The sequence below is a fragment of the Paraglaciecola sp. genome, assembly GCF_039964565.1.
Classification (GTDB): Bacteria; Pseudomonadota; Gammaproteobacteria; order Enterobacterales; family Alteromonadaceae; genus Paraglaciecola.
This window is the reverse complement of sequence record NZ_JBDVXF010000008.1, coordinates 1-19,477: the sequence shown is the minus strand read 5'-3', so window position 1 is coordinate 19,477 and position 19,477 is coordinate 1. Positions and strand designations below refer to the sequence as shown.

General features: G+C 41.0%; 19 protein-coding genes. 14 read left to right on the top strand and 5 right to left on the bottom strand.

All coding sequences use genetic code 11. The features are described 5' to 3' along the window. Positions 1-22: 22 nt before the first annotated feature. Complete coding sequence (locus tag ABJK37_RS04690) at positions 23-784, bottom strand: potassium channel family protein (RefSeq protein ID WP_348350636.1); 762 nt, start codon at positions 782-784, stop codon at positions 23-25. Positions 785-967: 183 nt separating this feature from the next. Beyond that, positions 968-2,203: an acyltransferase family protein gene (locus ABJK37_RS04685; RefSeq protein ID WP_348350634.1), complete on the bottom strand. Its 1,236-nt coding sequence runs from the start codon at positions 2,201-2,203 to the stop codon at positions 968-970. 145 nt (positions 2,204-2,348) lie between these two features. Here ABJK37_RS04685 and ABJK37_RS04680 point away from each other — a divergent pair, with 145 nt between their 5' ends. Continuing rightward, positions 2,349-3,245, top strand: coding sequence for a LytTR family DNA-binding domain-containing protein (locus ABJK37_RS04680; RefSeq protein ID WP_348350632.1), 897 nt, complete (start codon positions 2,349-2,351; stop codon positions 3,243-3,245). 157 nt (positions 3,246-3,402) lie between these two features. Continuing rightward, a complete protein-coding gene (locus ABJK37_RS04675) occupies positions 3,403-4,086 on the top strand; it encodes a transporter substrate-binding domain-containing protein (protein ID WP_348350630.1) in 684 nt (227 codons plus the stop codon). 17 nt (positions 4,087-4,103) lie between these two features. On the opposite strand, the gene ettA is transcribed toward ABJK37_RS04675, so the two are convergent. Further along, entirely contained in the window at positions 4,104-5,771 is a 1,668-nt protein-coding gene (ettA, locus tag ABJK37_RS04670; RefSeq protein WP_348350628.1) for an energy-dependent translational throttle protein EttA, read from the bottom strand. A gap of 157 nt (positions 5,772-5,928) precedes the next feature. Between ettA and ABJK37_RS04665 the strand changes: the two genes are divergently transcribed. The 11 genes from ABJK37_RS04665 (at position 5,929) to ABJK37_RS04615 (ending at position 15,533) form a co-directional block, all read left to right on the top strand. Next, positions 5,929-6,924: a Gfo/Idh/MocA family oxidoreductase gene (locus tag ABJK37_RS04665; protein WP_348350626.1), complete on the top strand. Its 996-nt coding sequence runs from the start codon at positions 5,929-5,931 to the stop codon at positions 6,922-6,924. Between the two features lie 163 nt (positions 6,925-7,087). Beyond that, positions 7,088-8,344 (top strand): serine hydroxymethyltransferase, encoded by a 1,257-nt coding sequence (glyA, locus tag ABJK37_RS04660; RefSeq protein WP_348350624.1) that lies wholly within the window; start codon positions 7,088-7,090, stop codon positions 8,342-8,344. Positions 8,345-8,475: 131 nt separating this feature from the next. After that, complete coding sequence (gene nrdR, locus ABJK37_RS04655; RefSeq protein ID WP_348350622.1) at positions 8,476-8,925, top strand: transcriptional regulator NrdR; 450 nt, start codon at positions 8,476-8,478, stop codon at positions 8,923-8,925. Between the two features lie 51 nt (positions 8,926-8,976). Continuing rightward, positions 8,977-10,134, top strand: a complete 1,158-nt coding sequence (ribD, locus tag ABJK37_RS04650; RefSeq protein WP_348350620.1) for a bifunctional diaminohydroxyphosphoribosylaminopyrimidine deaminase/5-amino-6-(5-phosphoribosylamino)uracil reductase RibD — start codon at positions 8,977-8,979, stop codon at positions 10,132-10,134. Between the two features lie 14 nt (positions 10,135-10,148). Beyond that, complete coding sequence (locus ABJK37_RS04645) at positions 10,149-10,820, top strand: riboflavin synthase (protein WP_348350618.1); 672 nt, start codon at positions 10,149-10,151, stop codon at positions 10,818-10,820. A gap of 79 nt (positions 10,821-10,899) precedes the next feature. Beyond that, on the top strand, positions 10,900-12,000 hold the full coding sequence (gene ribBA, locus ABJK37_RS04640) for a bifunctional 3,4-dihydroxy-2-butanone-4-phosphate synthase/GTP cyclohydrolase II (RefSeq protein ID WP_348350616.1): 1,101 nt from the start codon (positions 10,900-10,902) through the stop codon (positions 11,998-12,000). A 72-nt stretch (positions 12,001-12,072) separates the two neighbouring features. Then, positions 12,073-12,549 carry a 6,7-dimethyl-8-ribityllumazine synthase gene (ribE, locus tag ABJK37_RS04635; RefSeq protein WP_215929069.1) on the top strand — a complete coding sequence of 159 codons (477 nt, stop codon included), beginning with the start codon at positions 12,073-12,075 and terminating at the stop codon, positions 12,547-12,549. Continuing rightward, positions 12,550-12,972: a transcription antitermination factor NusB gene (gene nusB, locus ABJK37_RS04630; protein WP_348350613.1), complete on the top strand. Its 423-nt coding sequence runs from the start codon at positions 12,550-12,552 to the stop codon at positions 12,970-12,972. Positions 12,973-13,032: 60 nt separating this feature from the next. Further along, complete coding sequence (gene thiL, locus ABJK37_RS04625) at positions 13,033-13,995, top strand: thiamine-phosphate kinase (RefSeq protein ID WP_348350611.1); 963 nt, start codon at positions 13,033-13,035, stop codon at positions 13,993-13,995. Positions 13,996-14,037: 42 nt separating this feature from the next. After that, positions 14,038-14,520 carry a phosphatidylglycerophosphatase A gene (locus tag ABJK37_RS04620; protein ID WP_348350609.1) on the top strand — a complete coding sequence of 161 codons (483 nt, stop codon included), beginning with the start codon at positions 14,038-14,040 and terminating at the stop codon, positions 14,518-14,520. A gap of 125 nt (positions 14,521-14,645) precedes the next feature. Further along, complete coding sequence (locus ABJK37_RS04615; RefSeq protein ID WP_348350607.1) at positions 14,646-15,533, top strand: glycoside hydrolase family 12; 888 nt, start codon at positions 14,646-14,648, stop codon at positions 15,531-15,533. On the opposite strand, the gene ABJK37_RS04610 is transcribed toward ABJK37_RS04615, so the two are convergent. Next, positions 15,511-15,975, bottom strand: coding sequence for an Lrp/AsnC family transcriptional regulator (locus ABJK37_RS04610; RefSeq protein WP_348350605.1), 465 nt, complete (start codon positions 15,973-15,975; stop codon positions 15,511-15,513). The genes ABJK37_RS04615 and ABJK37_RS04610 overlap by 23 nt on opposite strands. 156 nt (positions 15,976-16,131) lie before the next feature. On the opposite strand from ABJK37_RS04610, the gene leuA reads away from it, so the two are divergent. Continuing rightward, positions 16,132-17,814 (top strand): 2-isopropylmalate synthase, encoded by a 1,683-nt coding sequence (gene leuA, locus ABJK37_RS04605; RefSeq protein WP_348350603.1) that lies wholly within the window; start codon positions 16,132-16,134, stop codon positions 17,812-17,814. Positions 17,815-18,370: 556 nt separating this feature from the next. Here leuA and ABJK37_RS04600 read toward each other — a convergent pair. Continuing rightward, the gene (locus tag ABJK37_RS04600; protein ID WP_348350601.1) at positions 18,371-19,234 is read right to left on the bottom strand and encodes an integron integrase; all 864 of its coding nucleotides are present in this window, start codon (positions 19,232-19,234) and stop codon (positions 18,371-18,373) included. Positions 19,235-19,477 lie beyond the last annotated feature (243 nt).

Here is a 19,477-nt window from a genome sequence, read left to right as displayed (position 1 = left end):
AGTAATAGATTACTCTAGATACCTATATCTGACCTTCAGTTTTAATAAGTACTGTTTCTCCACAATGTTTACAATGTATGGCATCACTATCATGGCGATTGAGTCCGCATGATGGGCAGGCGTATTTCACCTTTGCGGGTCGGAAAATAGTTTGGATTAAACGCAAAAATAACGAAATGCCAAAAATCATTATCAAAACAGCCAAAATTCGCCCATCGGTACCTAAAAGTGTTATGTCACCAAAGCCGGTGGTAGTGAGTGTCGCAATAGTAAAATATAAGGCGTCAATGTAATTGCTTATTCCGGAGTTTTTACCTTCTTGACTAACCAATACGACGGCCGTTATGACAAAGATAAAAACCAGTAAGTTTACGATACTAAAAATTATCTCTTCGTTAGTTCTGACTAAGCTGGATTGACGGCGTAGCACTCTAATTACATGATAGGATCGTAGCAAACGTAGAGCACGGACAATACGGAGAAAACTAAAGTTCGCAGCCAATGTTGGTGCCATTAACGATACAATAACAATTAAATCTGCTAAACCGACCGGATGCAATATATCGCGAAAACGCCTCTTACTTATCAACAAACGAACACAAAACTCAATTAAATAGATAATACCAATACTAACCTCAAGCCAGCGCAGTTCGTGCATATAGTGAAAAAAAGACGAGGTAATAAAATAGGCAATGGTTAAAACGTCAAAACCTAGCAAGCCCCAACGAAATCTATTCGATGCGACACTTTTGCCGTTGTATAAACTGTTGATTTTTTGCTTCATTTTTTGTGCTTCATATCGAGGGGAGTGCTTGTGCGGGAAGTGTAACTACCATAAACATTATCGTTTTGCTTATCAATGATTGATAGGCATCTAAGAGGGAGAGGAGCTTAGATGCCATTGCCAAAATTTTAAGATTGGTGGATCTCTGAACTAGTCAACACTCTCTAAGTGCTGCTGTTTACATTATACCAGTCTATAAATCATGGGCGCACAAATCATTAATACCATTAGGCTGAGCCGCCAACTTCTATAGGGGTCTACATTGTTTTTGAAGCGCATTCCAAAACACATTCGCAAACCGTTAAACTTCGAGATTAATAGAAGTAAAATCATACACAGCAATGGCGTCAAAACTAAATTTAGCCAAAGTTGATATTCGGGTGATTTCAGTAAAACTAGATGACTATTTGAAGCCATATAAGCAACCATTATGATGACACTTTGGTGTAATATATAGAGTGGAAAGACAAATGGATTCAGTTGAGTAATCGTTTTATTTGGTTTGTTTAGATACCGATAGGACAGGGCCAGTATGGCAAACAATGGCAAAATTTTGTTTAAGATGTATATGAAATTAATCAGCAAAGACAACCATTCATTGGTTTGATGTAAGCCCGTTTTCCAAATTACTATGAACCCTATTTGCAGTGCGAAAATAGCGACTAAACATAAAATGCTGAGTAAGCTAATGTGCCGTGTTAACGTTTGCCAAAAAGAAAGTTGCGTCCCTAATACAAAGCCCAAAAGCAACAACACAAACCCATAACATTCTCGCACTAATTCTCCCTCTAGCAGCCATTCAATCATCAAAATGGGTATCAAAAACAGTAGTAACAAGCACACCAGTTTTGAGGATAGCCAATCCATTAGCTTAATTGTGTTTGTTAATTTGATAATAGGGGACGCCAAAATGAGTATCATACTAAAGCGCCATAGAGAGCGTAAAAACCACAGGTGGTTCACATCAAATCGAGGCCATATCCCCGCCGAGTAGTTGACAAAATACTGTTGTGGTTGAATAAAAAAAGCATACACAAAACCAATAAAGTTTAATGGCATATCGCCCGCTTGTTTCATTTGCGCAAATAATTGCAGCGGAACAATAAAAAATATGCCAATCAACAGTGGCAGTAAAATCTGATTAGTACGTTTTACTAGGAGTGTTAAAATGTTGGCTCTGCTACACATATGCGCTAGCGCAATCCCTGAAACCAACCATAAAAGCCCCATTCGCCAAGGTGAAGTCAATAACATGAGAGATTTTAAAAAGTCGTTCCCTAATGGATTTTTATAGTGATACCCCCAGTCGGGCACATAAACCATTCCTGTGTGATACAACAATAATACGCCAATTGCTATTACCCGCAGCCAATCCAAACAATGTAATCGTTGAGTGTTCAAAGCAGTAGTTTTATTCATGGTTTTATTAACTTCGTATGTTTAGAATGAGCTATATGTAAATCGAAGACTGTCACAAACGCTGAACTTTTAAATGGCTAACTTATTGAAATGAATCAATAAGTGATTAGTGGTGGAAATATGGGACCAAAGGTTTTGGATTGGGATGCAACTTTCTAAAGAGTACTTTCAAAAACACAAATTCGCGTTCGAAGTATTAGCGCTGCTTTGTTATTTCAGCATAAACGCAACTATTAATACGACCACAGTGTTAATGGAAGAAGCAAGGGAAGTAAACAGGTCATTTCAATTATGGGAGCCTTTCGTCTGGGAATTTTCAAGTGCGTTTGCAACGCTACTGTTGTTTCCATTAATCGCGTGGTTTATGCGCAACAAACCTTGGAATTGGCTGACAATAAAAACCAGCATAGCGGGGTATTTATTGGCCGCTATTCTCTATGGGATGTTACATATCGCGCTGATGGTTACGATGCGAGAGTTTGTATATTTATTTACCGAAAGTGACTACCAGTTTTCAAATGGTATGCAACAACTACTTTTTGAATTTCTGTACGAATTACGTAAGGATATATGGAGTTTTTGTTTTTTAGTGGCAATAATCGCCATTTATCGATACTTGATTGCACAGTGGTTAGGTGATGCCCAACCTATTTCTAACAACTCAGGCATTGAGGATAACGTTTCGACTACAGAGTCTCTAGCCAACATTTTATTAGTCAAAAAGCTGGGCAAAGAATTTTTAATAAAAACTAAAAACATCGAATGGGTTGAAGCTTGTGGTAACTATGTCAATCTACACATTGATAACCAAATATATCCTATGCGCATCACTATGACTGAGTTTATGCTTAAAAGTCGTAATTATGGATTGGTCCGTGTACACAAATCATCAGCGGTTAATCTTAATTGGGTACATTTTATTGAACCTTTATCGAGTGGCGATGGGGAAATCGTGATGCAATCGGGAACGAAAGTTCGTCTTTCGAGGCGTTATAAAGTCGATTTTGAAACATTAATTGCAGCGCAGGTGCAATTAAATTAGTTCAAATTAAAATAAGGCTTAATTGGTAAAGTTTCTGGGAATTCTTTATCATGCTTACAAATAAAAATCATACATTTCACCATCGATGTTTCTCAAACTATATTTTTTCTTTACGCGAACATTTTTTCTAGCGGTTTTAGTACTCGGTGGAAACTGCGTGGCAAGCGCTAGTCAATTGCAGGTAGTGACTGAATTGTCACCGCCATACCAAACCCAATTAAATGATGAAGTATCAGGCACTGCGACTAAGCTAGTCAGAACGCTGTTATCTAAATCGGGACTTTCCGCGACAATCAACATGTATCCGTGGGCAAGAGCCTATCAAAAAGCCCTATCTGAACCTAATACATTGATTTATTCGATTGCAAAAACTGATGAGCGCATGGAGTTGTTTCATTGGTTATTACCGGTGGTTCACTATAAGTTTGGACTAGTGGCTTTGAGGGAAAGACATGACCTTCAAAATATAGCGCTTGATGAGGTGTCAAATTTTACGTTAGCCGTACAACGAAATGATGTGGCGCATAAGTGGGCACTTGATAGCGGTCTAGAAGAAGGCAAACAACTCATCATATGCTCTGACATAGGTTGTTCTTGGAAACTGTTGTTAAATAAGAAGGTGGACTTTATTGTAGAGTCTCCGGAATTAATTGCAGGCATGTTAGTGCAATATGAACAAAATACTTCTGCTGCGACACACGTAGTCGCGATTCCCGAATTAGACATTACAGGGTACTTGGCTGCGAACATCAATATTGAGCCAAGTATTCTCAAAGCATTACAATTGGCAATTAAGAATCATTCTTCAGAGTTAATAGTGAGTAATCAAAAAGGGCGCTAAGCGCGCCCAATTCATTATTACTTACTGATTTTTTTATACTTCAATCTGTGAGGTTCAACTACGTCTGTTCCGTATGTCGCTTTTAACCACGCGGCATATTCGGTGTAGTTACCTTCGTAGAAATTAATGTTGCCTTCGTCCCTGTAGTCCATGATGTGTGTGGCGACTCTGTCTAAAAACCATCTATCATGTGAAATAATCATGGCACAACCTGGAAATTCCATAATGGCGTTTTCTAGCGCTCTTAAGGTTTCAACATCTAGGTCATTGGTGGGTTCATCTAACAATAGTACATTGCCACCGGCTTTGAGTAATTTTGCTAAATGCACTCGGTTTCGCTCACCACCAGACAAGTTTTTCATGAATTTCTGTTGGTCCGAACCTTTAAAGTTAAAACGTCCGCAATAAGCACGGCTATTTAGTTCAAAGTTTCCGATGCGAATAATATCCGAGTCATCTGATATTTCTTTGTAAACGGTATTGTCGTCGTTCATGTGATCGCGAAACTGGTCAACGCTGGCTAAGTGAACTGATTCACCTAAATCAATTTGACCTGCGTCAGCTTGTTCGTCACCACTGAGCATTTTAAACAGAGTCGATTTGCCCGCACCGTTAGGACCAATTATGCCCACAATCGCACCTTTAGGAATTTTGAAGCTGAGATCGTCAATTAATACTCGGTCACCATATGATTTTTTAAGGCCTGTTACTTCAATGACTTTATCGCCCAAACGTTCACCCGGTGGGATAAACAACTCATTGGTTTCATTACGTTTTTGATAATCACCGGTGTTGAGTTCTTCAAACCTAGCCATGCGCGCCTTGCTCTTAGATTGGCGACCTTTGGCGTTCGAACGCACCCATTCGAGTTCAGTCTTTATGGATTTTTGTCTAGCGCTTTCGGTTTTTTCTTCTTGCTCAAGCCTTGCGTCTTTTTGCTCTAACCAAGATGAATAGTTACCTTCCCAAGGAATACCCTGGCCGCGGTCAAGTTCTAATATCCAACCAGCTACATTATCTAGGAAGTACCTATCGTGGGTAATCGCCACCACAGTGCCTTCATAATCATGTAAAAAGCGTTCCAACCATGCCACTGATTCTGCGTCCAAGTGGTTAGTTGGTTCGTCTAGTAGTAACATCTCAGGTTTTTCAAGCAACAATTTGCACAGTGCAACTCGGCGACGTTCGCCCCCAGAAAGTTTGCTTACATCAGCATCCCAAGGTGGTAGACGCAAAGCATCGGCTGCACGCTCCAACGCATTGTCAAGATTGTGCCCGTCTTTGCTTTGAATGATGGCTTCTAATTCACCTTGTTCTTTCGCTAAGGCGTCGAAATCAGCGTTTTCTTCAGCGTAGGCGGCATACACTTCTTCGATACGTTTAAGCGCGTGAACTACATCAGCTACGGCTTCTTCAATATTGCCTCTTACGTCTTTAGTTTCATCGAGTTGAGGCTCTTGGGGTAGGTAACCTATTTTTAATCCTGTTTGAGGAATAGCCTCACCTTCGATTTCTGTATCTAGTCCGGCCATGATCCTGAGTAAGGTAGATTTACCTGAACCATTCAAACCTAAAACACCGATTTTGGCGCCAGGGAAAAAGCTGAGAGAAATATTTTTTAAGATATGTTTGCCGGGAGGAACCACTTTACCGACACGAAGCATGCTGTAAACGTATTGAGCCATAACAGTCTTATGTAAGTTAATTTGGTACTAGTGTAATTCAGTGCAAGGGTAGGATAAAAGGTATTGTTTTATAACTTTCGTTTTTTATTAATAATTGATGGTAATTGTAATCGACTTAAGTAATATTTTGCCTACTAATTCGTAATCAAGGAGTAACATGCAGCGCTTTAATTGGGGAGTCATCGGACCTGGAAATATTGCCAACACCTTTGCAAAAGCAATCGCGGGATCTAAAAAGGGTAAGATTTTAGCTGTAGCGAGTCGTTCGGTAGAGCGTGCTTCGGAATTTGCAGATACTTATAACATTCAAAAAACTTACTCGGATTATGGGCAAATGTTAGCCGATCCAGAAATAGACATTATCTATATTGCTACTCCCCATAACTTTCACTACCAACAGGCCAAAATGTGTCTAGAAGCGGGGAAACACGTATTAGTTGAAAAACCCTGTACTGTGAATGCACAACAGATGAAGGTTTTGGTGGAATTAGCACAAAGCAAAAAACTATTATTGCAGGAAGCACTATGGAGCCGTTTCATGCCCTGTTTGTTGCAACTTAGACAATTGCTTGATGAGGGAATAATAGGTGAAGTGCAATATATTCAGTCGGAAATTGGTTTTGCTTTTCAAAGACGAGATAAAGCTCGCATGATCAAGGCTGAACTAGCGGGTGGTGCGTTACTGGATTTAGGTGTTTACAGTATTACCGTCAGTCAGTTTTTGCTTCAAGAACACCCAGACAACGTGACCGCAATGGGGCAATTAACTGAGCAACAAGTAGATGGCCATGTGTTTGCAAATATGCGCTATCCATCTGGTCGTTTTGCACAATTTACCTGTTCTATGTTGGCACAATCAAGTAACACCATGAGGATAGTGGGTTCAGAAGGTTACGTGAATTTACCTAGCTGTTTTTGGGATACAGATAAAGCCGAAATTTTTAAAGATAACCAGTTGCTGCAAACCATTGATATACCGCATTCAGTAAATGGTTTCGAGTATCAGATTGAGGCTAGCATGGACAGTATCCAAAAAGGATTGTTTTGCAGTGACGTGATGTCACACGCTGATAGTGTCGGTGTATTGAGGGTTATGGATGATATTCGTAAACAACTAGGTGTGCAATTTCCGCAACAGATAGAAGCGTTGTAAGGTTTGATATCTGGGTGTGCAATATCCGTTACAACTTTTGGTTGTTTCTCATGCCGGATTACCACTATACAAACAGTTTAAAATAACTAAACTATGCGCTGCTTCTTTAGAGGGTATAGATATATACCCCATTTTTATTTACTGCTGATGTTGAGGAAAAGTGATGCTAACACGTGATATGAATATTGCTGATTTTGATCCGGAATTGTATGAAGCAATTCAAAATGAAAACCAACGTCAGGAGCATCACATTGAACTGATTGCCTCTGAAAATTATTGCAGTCCACGTGTTTTAGAAGCACAAGGCTCACAACTCACTAATAAATACGCAGAAGGTTATCCGCACAAACGTTATTACGGCGGCTGTGAATATGTTGATATCGCTGAAGATTTAGCAATTGAACGTGCCAAACAATTGTTTGGTTGTGATTATGCTAACGTTCAACCTCATGCAGGTTCGCAGGCTAACTCAGCAGTATTTATGGCGTTATTAGATGCTGGGGATACCGTATTAGGGATGAGCTTAGCCCATGGTGGTCATTTAACGCACGGCTCTCACGTCAACTTTTCAGGTAAAACCTATAACGCAGTTCAATATGGTTTGAATGCTGAAACCGGTGAAATCGATATGGCCGAAGTAGAAGCGTTAGCACTTGAACACAAACCTAAAATGATTATTGGTGGTTTCTCTGCTTATTCTGGGATCGTTGATTGGCAAAAATTTCGTGAAATAGCCGATAAAGTGGGCGCTTATTTACTTGTTGATATGGCTCACGTAGCTGGCCTAATCGCGGCTGGTGTTTATCCTAGCCCGATTCCACATGCGCATGTTGTCACTACAACTACTCACAAAACCTTAGCGGGTCCTCGCGGTGGTTTGATTTTGTCTGCTTGCGGCGACGAAACAATTTATAAGAAACTTAACAGTTCGGTTTTTCCTGGTAATCAAGGTGGCCCGTTATGCCATGTGATAGCGGCAAAAGCGGTGGCGTTTAAAGAAGCCTTAGAGCCTGAGTTTAAAGTCTATCAACAACAAGTGGTCAAAAATGCCAAGGCCATGGTTGCAGTGATCCAAGAGCGCGGTCATAAAGTGGTTTCAGGTGGCACCGAAAACCACTTGTTTTTACTCGATCTCATTGGTAAGGAATACACAGGAAAAGATGCTGATGCGGCTCTAGGCAACGCTAATATCACAGTAAATAAAAACTCTGTACCCAACGACCCTCGCTCTCCTTTTGTCACCAGTGGATTACGTCTTGGTTCGCCAGCAATTACACGCCGCGGTTTTAAAGAAGAGCAAGCCAAACAGGTGGCAAATTGGATTTGTGATGTGTTAGATAATATTAATGACGACTCTGTGATTGAAAGAGTGAAGAGTGAAGTCATTACATTGTGTGAAAAATTCCCTGTTTACGCATAAATAAGGCAATAACGATTTAAATAAGCCGACGCAAGTCGGCTTTTTTATTGCTTATTTTATTGCATACAGTATGACTGGCAGCCGAATTTTGTTAATTTAGCGTTATTCATTATCGCTAGTTAGAAATCCCTATGTTTTGTCCGTTTTGTTCTGTGCAAGAAACTAAAGTAATAGATTCGCGTCTGGTGGCTGATGGCAGTCAGGTGAGACGCAGAAGAGAGTGTACAGTTTGTAAGGAACGCTTTACTACTTTTGAAATGGCAGAGCTGGTGATGCCTAGAGTCGTTAAACGCGATGGCTCTCGTGAACCTTTTAACGAAGATAAATTAAGAGCCGGTTTGCAACGCGCTTTGGAAAAGCGTCCCGTGAGTACCGAGCAGGTAGAACAGTGTATTAGTCGGTTAAAGTCTTCGTTACGTGCTACTGGCGAGCGAGAAATCAGCAGCGAATTCTTGGGTAACTTGATTATGGATGCGTTGAAAGAATTAGATAAAGTCGCCTACGTACGGTTTGCATCTGTGTATCGTTCCTTTGAAGATATACGTGAATTTGGTGAAGAAATTGCACGTTTAGGCAACTAACGTCCACGCAAATGATCGTTTTAACTTATCACCTTTTTTTATTGGAAACACGTGACTCAATTCTCTAATAACGATTTTTTAATGATGGCTCGCGCAATTCAGTTAGCGAAGTTCGGACAATATACTACTGCTCCCAATCCGAATGTGGGCTGTGTCATCAGTGACGACCAAGGCGTCGTTTTCGGTGAAGGTTGGCACAAAAAGGCAGGCACCCCGCATGCTGAAATTCATGCTTTAAAACAGGCAGGTGAGGCTGCCAAGGGGGCGACTGCATATGTTACGCTTGAGCCTTGCAGCCATTTTGGTAGAACGCCACCTTGTGCAGATTCATTAATTGCAGCCGGTGTCTCTAGGGTAGTCGCAGCAATGGTTGACCCCAATCCACTGGTCTCTGGCAACGGGCTGCGAAAATTACAGCAGGCTGGGATTAAAACGCAGCAAGGGTTATTGCAGACTGATGCTGAACAACTAAACCGCGGCTTTATCAAAAGAATGCGTACAGGTAGACCTTGGGTTACCGTCAAATTAGCGGCTAGTTTGGATGGTAAAACCGCCTTGGAGAATGGCCAGAGTCAATGGATTACCGGATCTCAGGCGAGGCAGGACGTACAGCGACATCGTGCGAAAAGCTGCGCTATTTTATCGGGTTCAGGTACAGTAATCGCCGATAACCCTATGCTGAACGTTAGATATGCTGAGCTTAACCTAAGTAAAGACAAGTTAGCGCAACAAGACTTGCGCCAACCTTTGAGGGTGTTGTTAGATGGGCGTAATCAATTACCCTCTTCTTTAAAGTGTTTGCAATCCACAGAAAATAACGTTGCCGGCAAGGTTTTACTTATTAATGGTCGGCGCAGTGAACACCAGTTTGAAAAACACGTGAGTCAGTGGCAAGCACCGTTTAAGGGCAACAAGTTAGACCTAGAAAAAGTCATGGATAAACTAGGTGAAATGCAATTAAATCAAATTTGGGTGGAGGCAGGAGCGAAACTAGCAGGGGCTTTGCTGCAAAATAAATTGATAGATGAATTGATTTTGTACCAAGCGCCCAAATTAATAGGGAGCGCTGGGCAAAACCTGTTTGATACTGTGCCGATTGAGACAATGCAAGACGTGACTGATCTATGTTGGAAAGATATCAGGCAAGTAGGTAACGACCTCAAAATGACTGCTGTGTTTGCGAACGAACACATCAATGAAGCCAATTAATTTATCGAGAGAATATGTTTACCGGAATTATAGAAGATGTGGGACTTATTGAGGGATTAGTGCCCTCTGGTGACGACATAAGGTTGTCTATTAAAACCGACAAACTGGACATGAGTGATGTGTCTTTGGGCGATAGCATTGCCAATAACGGGGTGTGCTTAACAGTAGTGGCCATGTCGAACAATGGCTTCAGTGCCGATGTGTCTCACGAGACTATAAAACGTACTGGGTTTGCTAGTTATAAAGCAGGCAGTCAAGTCAATCTTGAAAAGGCGATGCAAGCCAATAGTCGTTTAGGTGGGCATATAGTCAGTGGTCACGTTGACGGTTTGGGAGAGGTGTTGTCTATTACCACTGTTGGGCGTTACGTGGAAATTTGGGTGAAAGCCCCTGATGAATTGGCGAAATATTTAGCAGAAAAAGGCTCAATTACCGTTGATGGAGTGAGCCTAACTGTAAACCAAGTAGATGGAGCGAAGTTTTTATTGACGCTGATCCCACATAGCTTGCAAGAAACTATTATTGGTCAATATGTAGTCGGTACCAAGGTTAATTTAGAAGTTGATGTAATCGCTAGATATATAGAAAGGTTAATGTTGGGAGACAAGGCCGCCGTGTCTGGTAACGATACCGCTAAAAAAGATATTAGTATGGCGTTTTTAGCAGAAAACGGTTATTTGAAGTAAAATAAGCAACCCTGATTGAGCGTTGCTTAAGTGGTGACTTACCTCGCCATCAATTAAATCAAAGAGAAGACAATAGAATATGCCATTAAATAGTAGTGAAGAGATAATCGAAGATATCCGACAAGGTAAAATGGTTATCTTAATGGATGATGAAGACAGGGAAAACGAAGGCGATATTATTATGGCCGCGGAACATGTTACCCCTGAGGCCATTAATTTTATGGTGACTCATGCCCGAGGTTTAGTGTGCTTGCCGATGACAGCTGAGCGCTGTAAAGCCCTTAATTTACCTTTGATGGTAGATGATAATAGCGCACAGTTTTCAACAAATTTTACTGTGTCGATTGAGGCTGCACAAGGCGTCACCACGGGAATATCGGCGGGAGATAGAGCCAAAACTGTATTAGCAGCAGTATCTAAAGATGCGCAGGCTAAAGATATAGTTCAGCCTGGACATATTTTTCCATTAATCGGTAAAGAAGGCGGTGTGTTAAACCGCGCAGGGCATACTGAAGCGGGGATCGATTTGGCAAGATTGGCTGGGTGCGAACCGGCATCTGTCATCGTTGAAGTTCTAAACGAAGACGGTAGCATGGCTAGACGTCCCGAATTAGAAGTATTTGCTGCCAAGCATAATATGAAAATTGGTACTATTGCTGATTTAATCGAATATCGAAACTTAAACGAAACAACTATTCAACAAGTGGCGAAATGTAAACTACCCACTGAGTACGGCGAGTTTGATTTAGTGACATTTAAGGATGTCATTGATAACCAAGTACATTTTGCGATGTGCAAAGGAGAAATCGACGGCGAGATACCGGCGTTAGTTCGAGTACATTTACTTAACAGTTTTAGCGACTTGTTGGGTTCCCAGCGGGCCATTTCTCGAAGTATGGGATTACCAGATGCAATTAAATATATTGCTGATAATGGCGGTGTATTAGTGTTGCTTGGTAAAGACGAGGACTTATTAACTCAAGTCAAACAATTTGAGGCTGAAGATAAAGGCGAAAAACCTGCAAACGCCGCATGGTCGGGTTCATCAAGAACAGTAGGAGTAGGTAGTCAAATATTGGCTAGCTTAGGTGTTAAAAAAATGCGCTTGTTGAGCAAACCTAAAAAGTACCATGCCTTGTCTGGGTATGGATTAGAAGTGGTTGAGTATGTGGAAATCTAAGTATAAAAATCACAATATTTCCCTGTAAGGATGTGCTAAACTGCGCGCCGATTTTTCCAGTAAGGTTTTTACATGAATATTATTGAAGGTAACATTCGCGCAACAGGCAAAAAATTTGCCCTAGTGGTTTCTCGTTTCAACAGTTTTGTTGTTGAAAGTTTAGTGGACGGTGCGCTTGATGCTCTTGAAAGGCAAGGCGAAGTAAACGACCAAGATATTACTTTGGTTCGTGTACCGGGTGCCTATGAGCTACCAATAGCAGCCAAAAAACTTGCTGAACAAAACAAATATGATGCCATCATTGCATTGGGCGCGGTAATCAGAGGTGGTACTCCACACTTTGAATTTGTAGCCGGCGAATGTAATAAAGGTTTAGCACAGGTTTCGTTAGAATATGGCATTCCTGTTTCATTCGGTGTCATCACTACGGATAGCATTGAACAAGCGATTGAGCGTTCTGGTACCAAGGCAGGAAATAAAGGTGCTGAAGCTGCGGTAGGTGCATTGGAAATGGTTAATGTTTTAGCCAACATTGAAGGGGCTAAATAGGTGAAACCTAAAGCCCGTCACCTAGCCAGAGAACTTGCTGTACAAGCGGTTTATTCTTGGCAGATGAGTAACAATCAGGTTGAGCAAATCGAGTTGAGTATAGTTACCAACAACAATATGCAAAAAGTCGATACAGAGTACTTTTTAGAGCTGTTGCGAAATGTGGTAAAAGACTGTGCTGAGTTAGATAGAAAAATCAAACCTTATCTTGGTCGTCTGCCAGAGGAACTTGATCCGATTGAAAAAGCCATTTTAAGAATTTCGACTTACGAACTTGTTGGCAGAATTGACGTTCCTTATAAAGTTGTGATCAATGAAGCCATTGAATTAGCTAAATCTTTTGGAGCTGAAGAAAGTCATAAATTTGTCAATGGTGTGCTCGATAAAGCCATTAAAACTCTGCGTAAAGATGAGTTGTCTTGACCTTTGCAATAAGGTTTAGGCAACTTTTCTCTTCATCTGACATAACTTAAATTAATTACAATGAAAGAATTTAATGTTATTGATCACTTTTTCAAAGCAAAAAGTATTCAACGTAAAGACGTGATAGTGGGCATCGGGGATGACGGTGCAGTTACACATATCCCTCAGGGCCAAGCACTGGTAACGACTACTGATACTTTGTTAAGTGGCGTGCATTTTTTACCTGAAACCTCTCCCCATGCAATCGCACAAAAAGCAGTGGCGGTTAATTTAAGTGATTTAGCTGCCATGGGCGCCGAGCCAGCTTGGATAAGCTTGTCGCTAAGTTTACCCGCAGTGGATGAGGCTTGGTTAGAAGCATTCTCGAATGGGTTACAAGAGCATGCAGAATATTACTCGGTTCAGCTAATTGGTGGTGATACGGTTCAAGGGCCCTTAGCAATTACAATCACTGCACAAGGTTTTGTTCCATTTGATCAAGCTTTGACCAGAAGCCAAGCACAACCTGGTGATTCTATTTATGTTACTGGTACATTAGGGGATGCAGGTTTAGGACTCGATATTGCGCAAAAAAAATATGTATTAGAAGACCAACTCAATACCGACTACTTACTCAATCGATTGAATTATCCAACCCCAAGATTAATGGCCGGAACTTGCCTTAGGCGCGTTGCTAGTGCTTGTATCGATGTCTCTGATGGTTTGGTATCTGATATTTCACATATTCTCAAGGCATCGGGTTGTGGTGCAACTGTACATATCGATAAGTTGCCCATGTCACAAGCATTAAAAGAATCGGTAAGTAGTCAACAAGCAATTGATTATGCCTTAAGCGCAGGGGATGACTACGAATTGTTGTTTACGGTAAGTGAAGAACAAAAAGGTCATTTAGAAACAACCTTGGCGAATGCCAATGTACATGCTACTTATATCGGCCAGTTAAATGGCTCGGTGGGCAAATTAGAGTTTCGCCAAGCAGATAAACCTTACGAATTTAACGTTAAAGGTTATCAACACTTCTAATTACCCTCATACAGGGTAAATACTATAGTAAATAGGCAAATAGTGGATAAGCAAATACGAAGTCGAGTTAGCCTGTTTAATCCAGTGCATTTTTTGGCATTAGGGTTTGGTAGTGGACTAGCGGCAAAAATGCCAGGCACATTCGGAACCTTGGCAGCGTTGCCATTAGTTGTTTTGTTATCTCATTACGCCAGTTTTTCTATCTATCTAGGTGTCACTCTATTGGTTAGTGTGGCAGGAATATGGATTTGCGGAAAAACCGCTGATGACATGAAAGTCCATGACGACTCGTCTATTGTATGGGATGAAGTGGCAGGCATGCTAATCACCATGATCGCTGTGCCGTTAAGTTGGCAAACTTTAGTAGCCGGGTTTGTGTTATTTCGTTTTTTTGATATTTTGAAACCTTGGCCAATTAGTTACCTAGACAAACATGTCCATGGTGGCTTTGGTATTATGATTGATGACGTGTTGGCTGGAGTGTTTGCTTTATGTGTATTACATATTGGCTTGGCGTTTATCTAGTTTTCTAATGCTGTTCGCTATTTTTCGTAGTCTTCTTTCTTTTCCCCGATTTCGCCGATCTTTCCATCTAGTTGTTCTTTAATGTATTCTGACGTTGAGTAGACATTTTCGTATAAAGGGATGCTATGTGGAAAAACATCAACCTATTGATAGCGATGACTCTGTTGCTTGCATTGCTTAGTTGCAGTGATGGAGTAACTGAAAAACAAAAGCTAGCAGAAATTGAACAAAACAAAGCTATTCTTGCTTTCACCTGCGAAGATTATGACAGTCACGCTACGCCATTTGGTGATCTACAAAATAATATTTGGAATGCCAAAGCAGCCGTTGGATTTGATTGGACGCAGTGTTTAGCCATGCGAACACATGATGCCAACACCCAGTTCGGTTGGTATTGGCAATGGCCAAAAAATGGCGATAAAGTGTTTGCTCAGCCACAAATCACATTAGGTAATAGCCCGTGGTTACAACATCACCAAGCTAATCCTGGTTACCCAATTCCCATTAGTCAGTTACAAAGTTTAGAGATTGATTACAGTTTAGAGATTTTGACTGATGGTGAACTAAACCTTGCTACTACTATGTGGTTGACTGATTCTGAAACTATTCAAATGAATGTGGATAAAACCACTATTGCTGCAGAAATCATGATTTGGAGTTATGCCAGTGATGACTTCTATGCTAATCCAGCTGGCGATAATGTAGGACTGATAACACTAAATGGAATTGCATGGGAAATTTGGTTAGAGCCCAATTGGCACGACACATCGGGTGAAAATAAAAATAACTGGGTTTATTTGGCATTTCGCACTAGGCAACCATTACTGCAAATTAAATATGATGCCGCGGCATTGTTACTCTATGCCATAGAACAGAAGTTTATTAGTTCCGACCTATACATTGCTGACATTCAGCTAGGGACAGAAATCATGAGTGGTACGGGTCAAGCTTGGTTAAATCATTTCCGTGTCGATGTGGTTCCAAGTGATGCTAGTTTAAAGGCAAAGCGGTAGAATTCACTGGTGATTTTAATACAAAAGAGGAATGCACCCCTGTTACCCCTTCAATAGGTGTCAGTTTGTTTAATAAAAATCGCTGAAAATCGTCCATATCCTTAATTATCACCTTGAGCAAATAGTCCGCTGACTGTCCCGTAACTAAGTGACATTCTAATACTTCGGGAAATGTCGCTATTTGTTTTTCAAAATGACTAAAACGTTCGGGGGTGTGTTTATCCATACTTATTTGAATAAATGATACCAAGGTTAATCCAAGCTTTCTGGCATCTACCAGTGCGACATACCCCGCAATCATTCCTGACTCTTCTAATTGGCGTACTCTACGTAGACATGGAGAAGGGGATAGATTTATCGCTTCGGCCAGTTCCTGATTCGATATACGTCCTTGTTGTTGAATAATGTCTAGGATCATTCGATCGTATTTATCAAGTTGCATAGATTTCTCACTTTAAAGCAATTACTGTTAATTAATTTAATTTTACAGCAATATAATTGTTTATATTCTGCTTTTAAGCTGTTTTTAGCAATCTTATTCGAGCGGTAATTCGCTATTCTTTTGACTGACATATTAATCGATATTCGGACCCAAAAAATGATCGCTAATCCACATACTAAATATCAGGCATTTCAAAGTATTAAATTGAAAAAAAGACAGTGGCCAAATAACACTATTAGCGCGCCACCCATTTGGATGAGTACCGATTTACGGGATGGCAATCAGGCGTTAATCGACCCTATGTCGATCCAAACCAAATTAAAGTTTTTCAAAGCGCTAGTCGCCATTGGTTTTAAACAGATTGAGGTGGGATTTCCTTCGGCGTCAGAAATTGATTTTAATTTTGTACGCTTATTGATCGAAGAAAATCATATACCAGAAGACGTGACAATCGAAGTGTTAGTACAGGCTCGTTTTGACCTAATTGAAAAAACGGTTGAGAGTTTACGAGGTGCGAAACAAGCCATACTACATATGTACAACCCTGTGGCCCCAGCGTTTCGAGAAATAGTCTATAAAACCGATAAGGCCGGTGTTAAAAAAATCGCCACCCAAGGCACGCAATGGGTGAAACAACTAACGGCCACTGCACCCGAAGTCAATTGGACCTATCAGTATTCACCTGAAGTGTTTTCGAGTACCGAAATAAGGTTTGCTAAAGAGGTATGCGATGCAGTGGTCGAAGTTTGGCAACCCAGCGCAGACAACAAGATCATTATCAATTTACCCGCTACGGTTGAAATGAACACCCCAAACACCTACGCCGATCAAATTGAATGGATGCACACCCATCTTAAGCAGCGCCAGCATATTGTATTAAGTGTGCACCCGCACAATGATAGAGGAACGGCAGTGGCCGCCGCTGAGTTAGCCCTTATGGCGGGTGCGGACCGAGTAGAAGGGTGTTTATTTGGAAACGGAGAGCGAACCGGGAATGTGGACCTAGTCACCTTAGCGATGAACATGTACACCCAAGGCATACACCCTGGGTTAGATTTTTCGAATATTGACCAAACCCGTAAGTTAGTGGAAGAGTGCAATCAATTACCAGTGCATCCCCGTCATCCTTATGCAGGTGAATTGGTTTTTACGGCTTTTTCTGGTTCACACCAAGATGCCATTAAAAAGGGCTTAGCGGTTCAACAACCAGACTCCCTTTGGAACGTACCTTATTTGCCCATTGATCCTACTGATTTAGGTCGCAGTTATGATGCGGTTGTTAGGGTTAACAGCCAATCAGGTAAAGGGGGCGTGAGCTTTTTATTGGATAGGGCTGCAGGATTGCAGTTGCCACGTAAGTTACAAATTGAATTTAGCCGTATTGTGCAGACAATGAATGATAAAACCGGTAAAGAGTCGCAAGCAAATGCCATTGTTGAATTGTTTGAGCAAGAGTATTTTGAGCAAAATGCACCTATTGAATTTATCAGCAGCCAGATATCTACCTTAGCGGATGGCCAACAAAGTATTGAGATAGAGATAAATTACCAAGGTGAAAAGCAAACGGTTAGCGGGACAGGGAATGGGCCAATTGATGCGGCTGCGAATGCTATTCGTAAATTAGTTAACCAACCTGTAGAGGTCGTTGATTACCATGAGCATTCTATTGGCAGTGGATCTGGTGTTTCTGCCGTATGTTATTTAGAGTTAAAAGTAGGGGGGCACTCGGCGAGTTTTGGGGTGGCTAAGGATAGTAATATTATGTTGGCTGCGGTTAAGGCTTTGGTGTGTGGGGTTAATCGAAAGGTTGGGGGGCTAAATAGCCCAACTGCAATTTAGAGCATGCGCTGACGCTTACTGCCATCTCGATAACTGCTCCTGCGTTATTCTACCTTCAGCCATCCTTGGCGGTCGCAGCCTTTTTTCACACAGTATCTTTGCTGTACGACTTACTTTTTGCCTACAGCAGCAAAAAGTAAGCAAAAAATGCCGCTCGCTAATAAAGTTCTTAACCGCAAAAAATAACTTGTTCTTGGGGAGACTGGATTCTTTAGAAGCACAGCTTCGCCCAGTTGAACAACCTGACAAGAACGTCAGGTTTGGATGCGGATCATCATGGACGTGTGATTGACTAACTTTGAAGTGTTTATATCAATTAGAGATACGGCGCACCGCTCAATCGCCTGTCCATGGCGATTGACCCACAAAATGGAATCAATTATTGGCGAGCTTTGAGTCGAGGGTAAGTCAAGAGCATCATCGTTGCCGACTAAGCGTTTTTGATTGCTTTGCAATTGATAAACATGGATGTACCGTTAATTCGTTAATTGTTGCCATTAGTCCAGCCAGAATATAGCAAGACGTGAATAGCGAGAAAAATAGTTTGGGTTCAGATTCATAATTGACTAAAAGGACTAATGACACCATTTGCGCCTTGCTGTAACACATGTGTATAAATTTGAGTCGTTTGTACATCTGAATGTCCAAGTTGAGTCTGCACGGTTCTAATGTCTGCTCCACTTTGTAATAGATGAGTGGCGAAAGAGTGCCTAAAAGTATGAGGTGTGATTTGCTTGGTAAGTCCCGCAGCTTTAACTGCAGCCTTCACCGCTTTTCTAATACAGGTATGATGAAAATGATGTCGTCTAATTTCACCTGTTTCGGGGTCGGTGTTTAATTTGTATGATGGAAATATATACTGCCACGCCAGTGTTTTATTTGCTGAAGGATATTTTTTTGCTAAAGCATGAGGCATCCAGACTCCAGAAAACTGGTCATTCTTGATATCTAGTTGTAAATACTCATCCACTTGTACTATTTGATTTCTAAGTGCAGGAATTAATTCACTGGCCAAGGTTACAATTCGGTGTTTGTTGCCTTTGCCATTCCATACACGAATACATTTATAATCAAAATCAATATCTTGTACTCGTAGTTGAACAGTCTCCATAACCCGCAATCCACTGCCATACATTAAGCCAGCAATTAAATAGTATCTCTTGGTTAATTTTGTCATCAATAGCTTTACTTCATCTTTTGTCATGACCACAGGTAATTTAGCTTGTCGCTTTGAGCGTGCAAAATTTAGATTTAAAGACAGTTCGCTTTTGACAATATGTTTATATAAAAACGCCAAAGCATTTAACGCTGTGGCTTGAGTATGTGGTGCGACATTGTTTTTTAATACCAAATGCTCAAGATAGGTTTCAACCTCATTATAGGTTTTACCAAGCCACCTAGGTTTTACCAAGCCACCCATAATAAGGTTTCAACCTCATTATAGGTTTTACCAAGCCACCCATAATAAGATTTTGAGTCTACCTCAAAGATTCACTATTGATTTTCAGCGTGCAAATGGTTTTTGACTGAGGTCTGAGCAGAGGGCGAGTTTCAGCCTATTTAGTGGAAATAATAGATATTCAACGTAGTGGTGGGCACAACTGTGCCTTCTTAGTTATAAGTTGACTGATTTGTTAAGGTTATGCGCAGCGTAGCAATGTTT

Excerpts from the sequence above, each read along its gene's own strand:
- ABJK37_RS04610 (WP_348350605.1), bottom strand. The coding sequence starts at position 15,975 with ATGCAACTTGATAAATACGATCGAATGATCCTAGACATTATTCAACAA.
- ettA (WP_348350628.1), bottom strand. The coding sequence starts at position 5,771 with ATGGCTCAATACGTTTACAGCATGCTTCGTGTCGGTAAAGTGGTTCCT.
- ABJK37_RS04680 (WP_348350632.1), top strand. The coding sequence starts at position 2,349 with ATGCAACTTTCTAAAGAGTACTTTCAAAAACACAAATTCGCGTTCGAA.
- thiL (WP_348350611.1), top strand. The coding sequence starts at position 13,033 with ATGAAAGAATTTAATGTTATTGATCACTTTTTCAAAGCAAAAAGTATT.
- leuA (WP_348350603.1), top strand. The coding sequence starts at position 16,132 with ATGATCGCTAATCCACATACTAAATATCAGGCATTTCAAAGTATTAAA.
- nrdR (WP_348350622.1), top strand. The coding sequence starts at position 8,476 with ATGTTTTGTCCGTTTTGTTCTGTGCAAGAAACTAAAGTAATAGATTCG.
- ABJK37_RS04690 (WP_348350636.1), bottom strand. The coding sequence starts at position 784 with ATGAAGCAAAAAATCAACAGTTTATACAACGGCAAAAGTGTCGCATCG.
- ABJK37_RS04665 (WP_348350626.1), top strand. The coding sequence starts at position 5,929 with ATGCAGCGCTTTAATTGGGGAGTCATCGGACCTGGAAATATTGCCAAC.
- ribE (WP_215929069.1), top strand. The coding sequence starts at position 12,073 with ATGAATATTATTGAAGGTAACATTCGCGCAACAGGCAAAAAATTTGCC.
- ABJK37_RS04615 (WP_348350607.1), top strand. The coding sequence starts at position 14,646 with ATGTGGAAAAACATCAACCTATTGATAGCGATGACTCTGTTGCTTGCA.
- ABJK37_RS04645 (WP_348350618.1), top strand. The coding sequence starts at position 10,149 with ATGTTTACCGGAATTATAGAAGATGTGGGACTTATTGAGGGATTAGTG.
- ribBA (WP_348350616.1), top strand. The coding sequence starts at position 10,900 with ATGCCATTAAATAGTAGTGAAGAGATAATCGAAGATATCCGACAAGGT.
- ABJK37_RS04600 (WP_348350601.1), bottom strand. The coding sequence starts at position 19,234 with ATGGGTGGCTTGGTAAAACCTAGGTGGCTTGGTAAAACCTATAATGAG.
- ABJK37_RS04685 (WP_348350634.1), bottom strand. The coding sequence starts at position 2,203 with ATGAATAAAACTACTGCTTTGAACACTCAACGATTACATTGTTTGGAT.
- glyA (WP_348350624.1), top strand. The coding sequence starts at position 7,088 with ATGCTAACACGTGATATGAATATTGCTGATTTTGATCCGGAATTGTAT.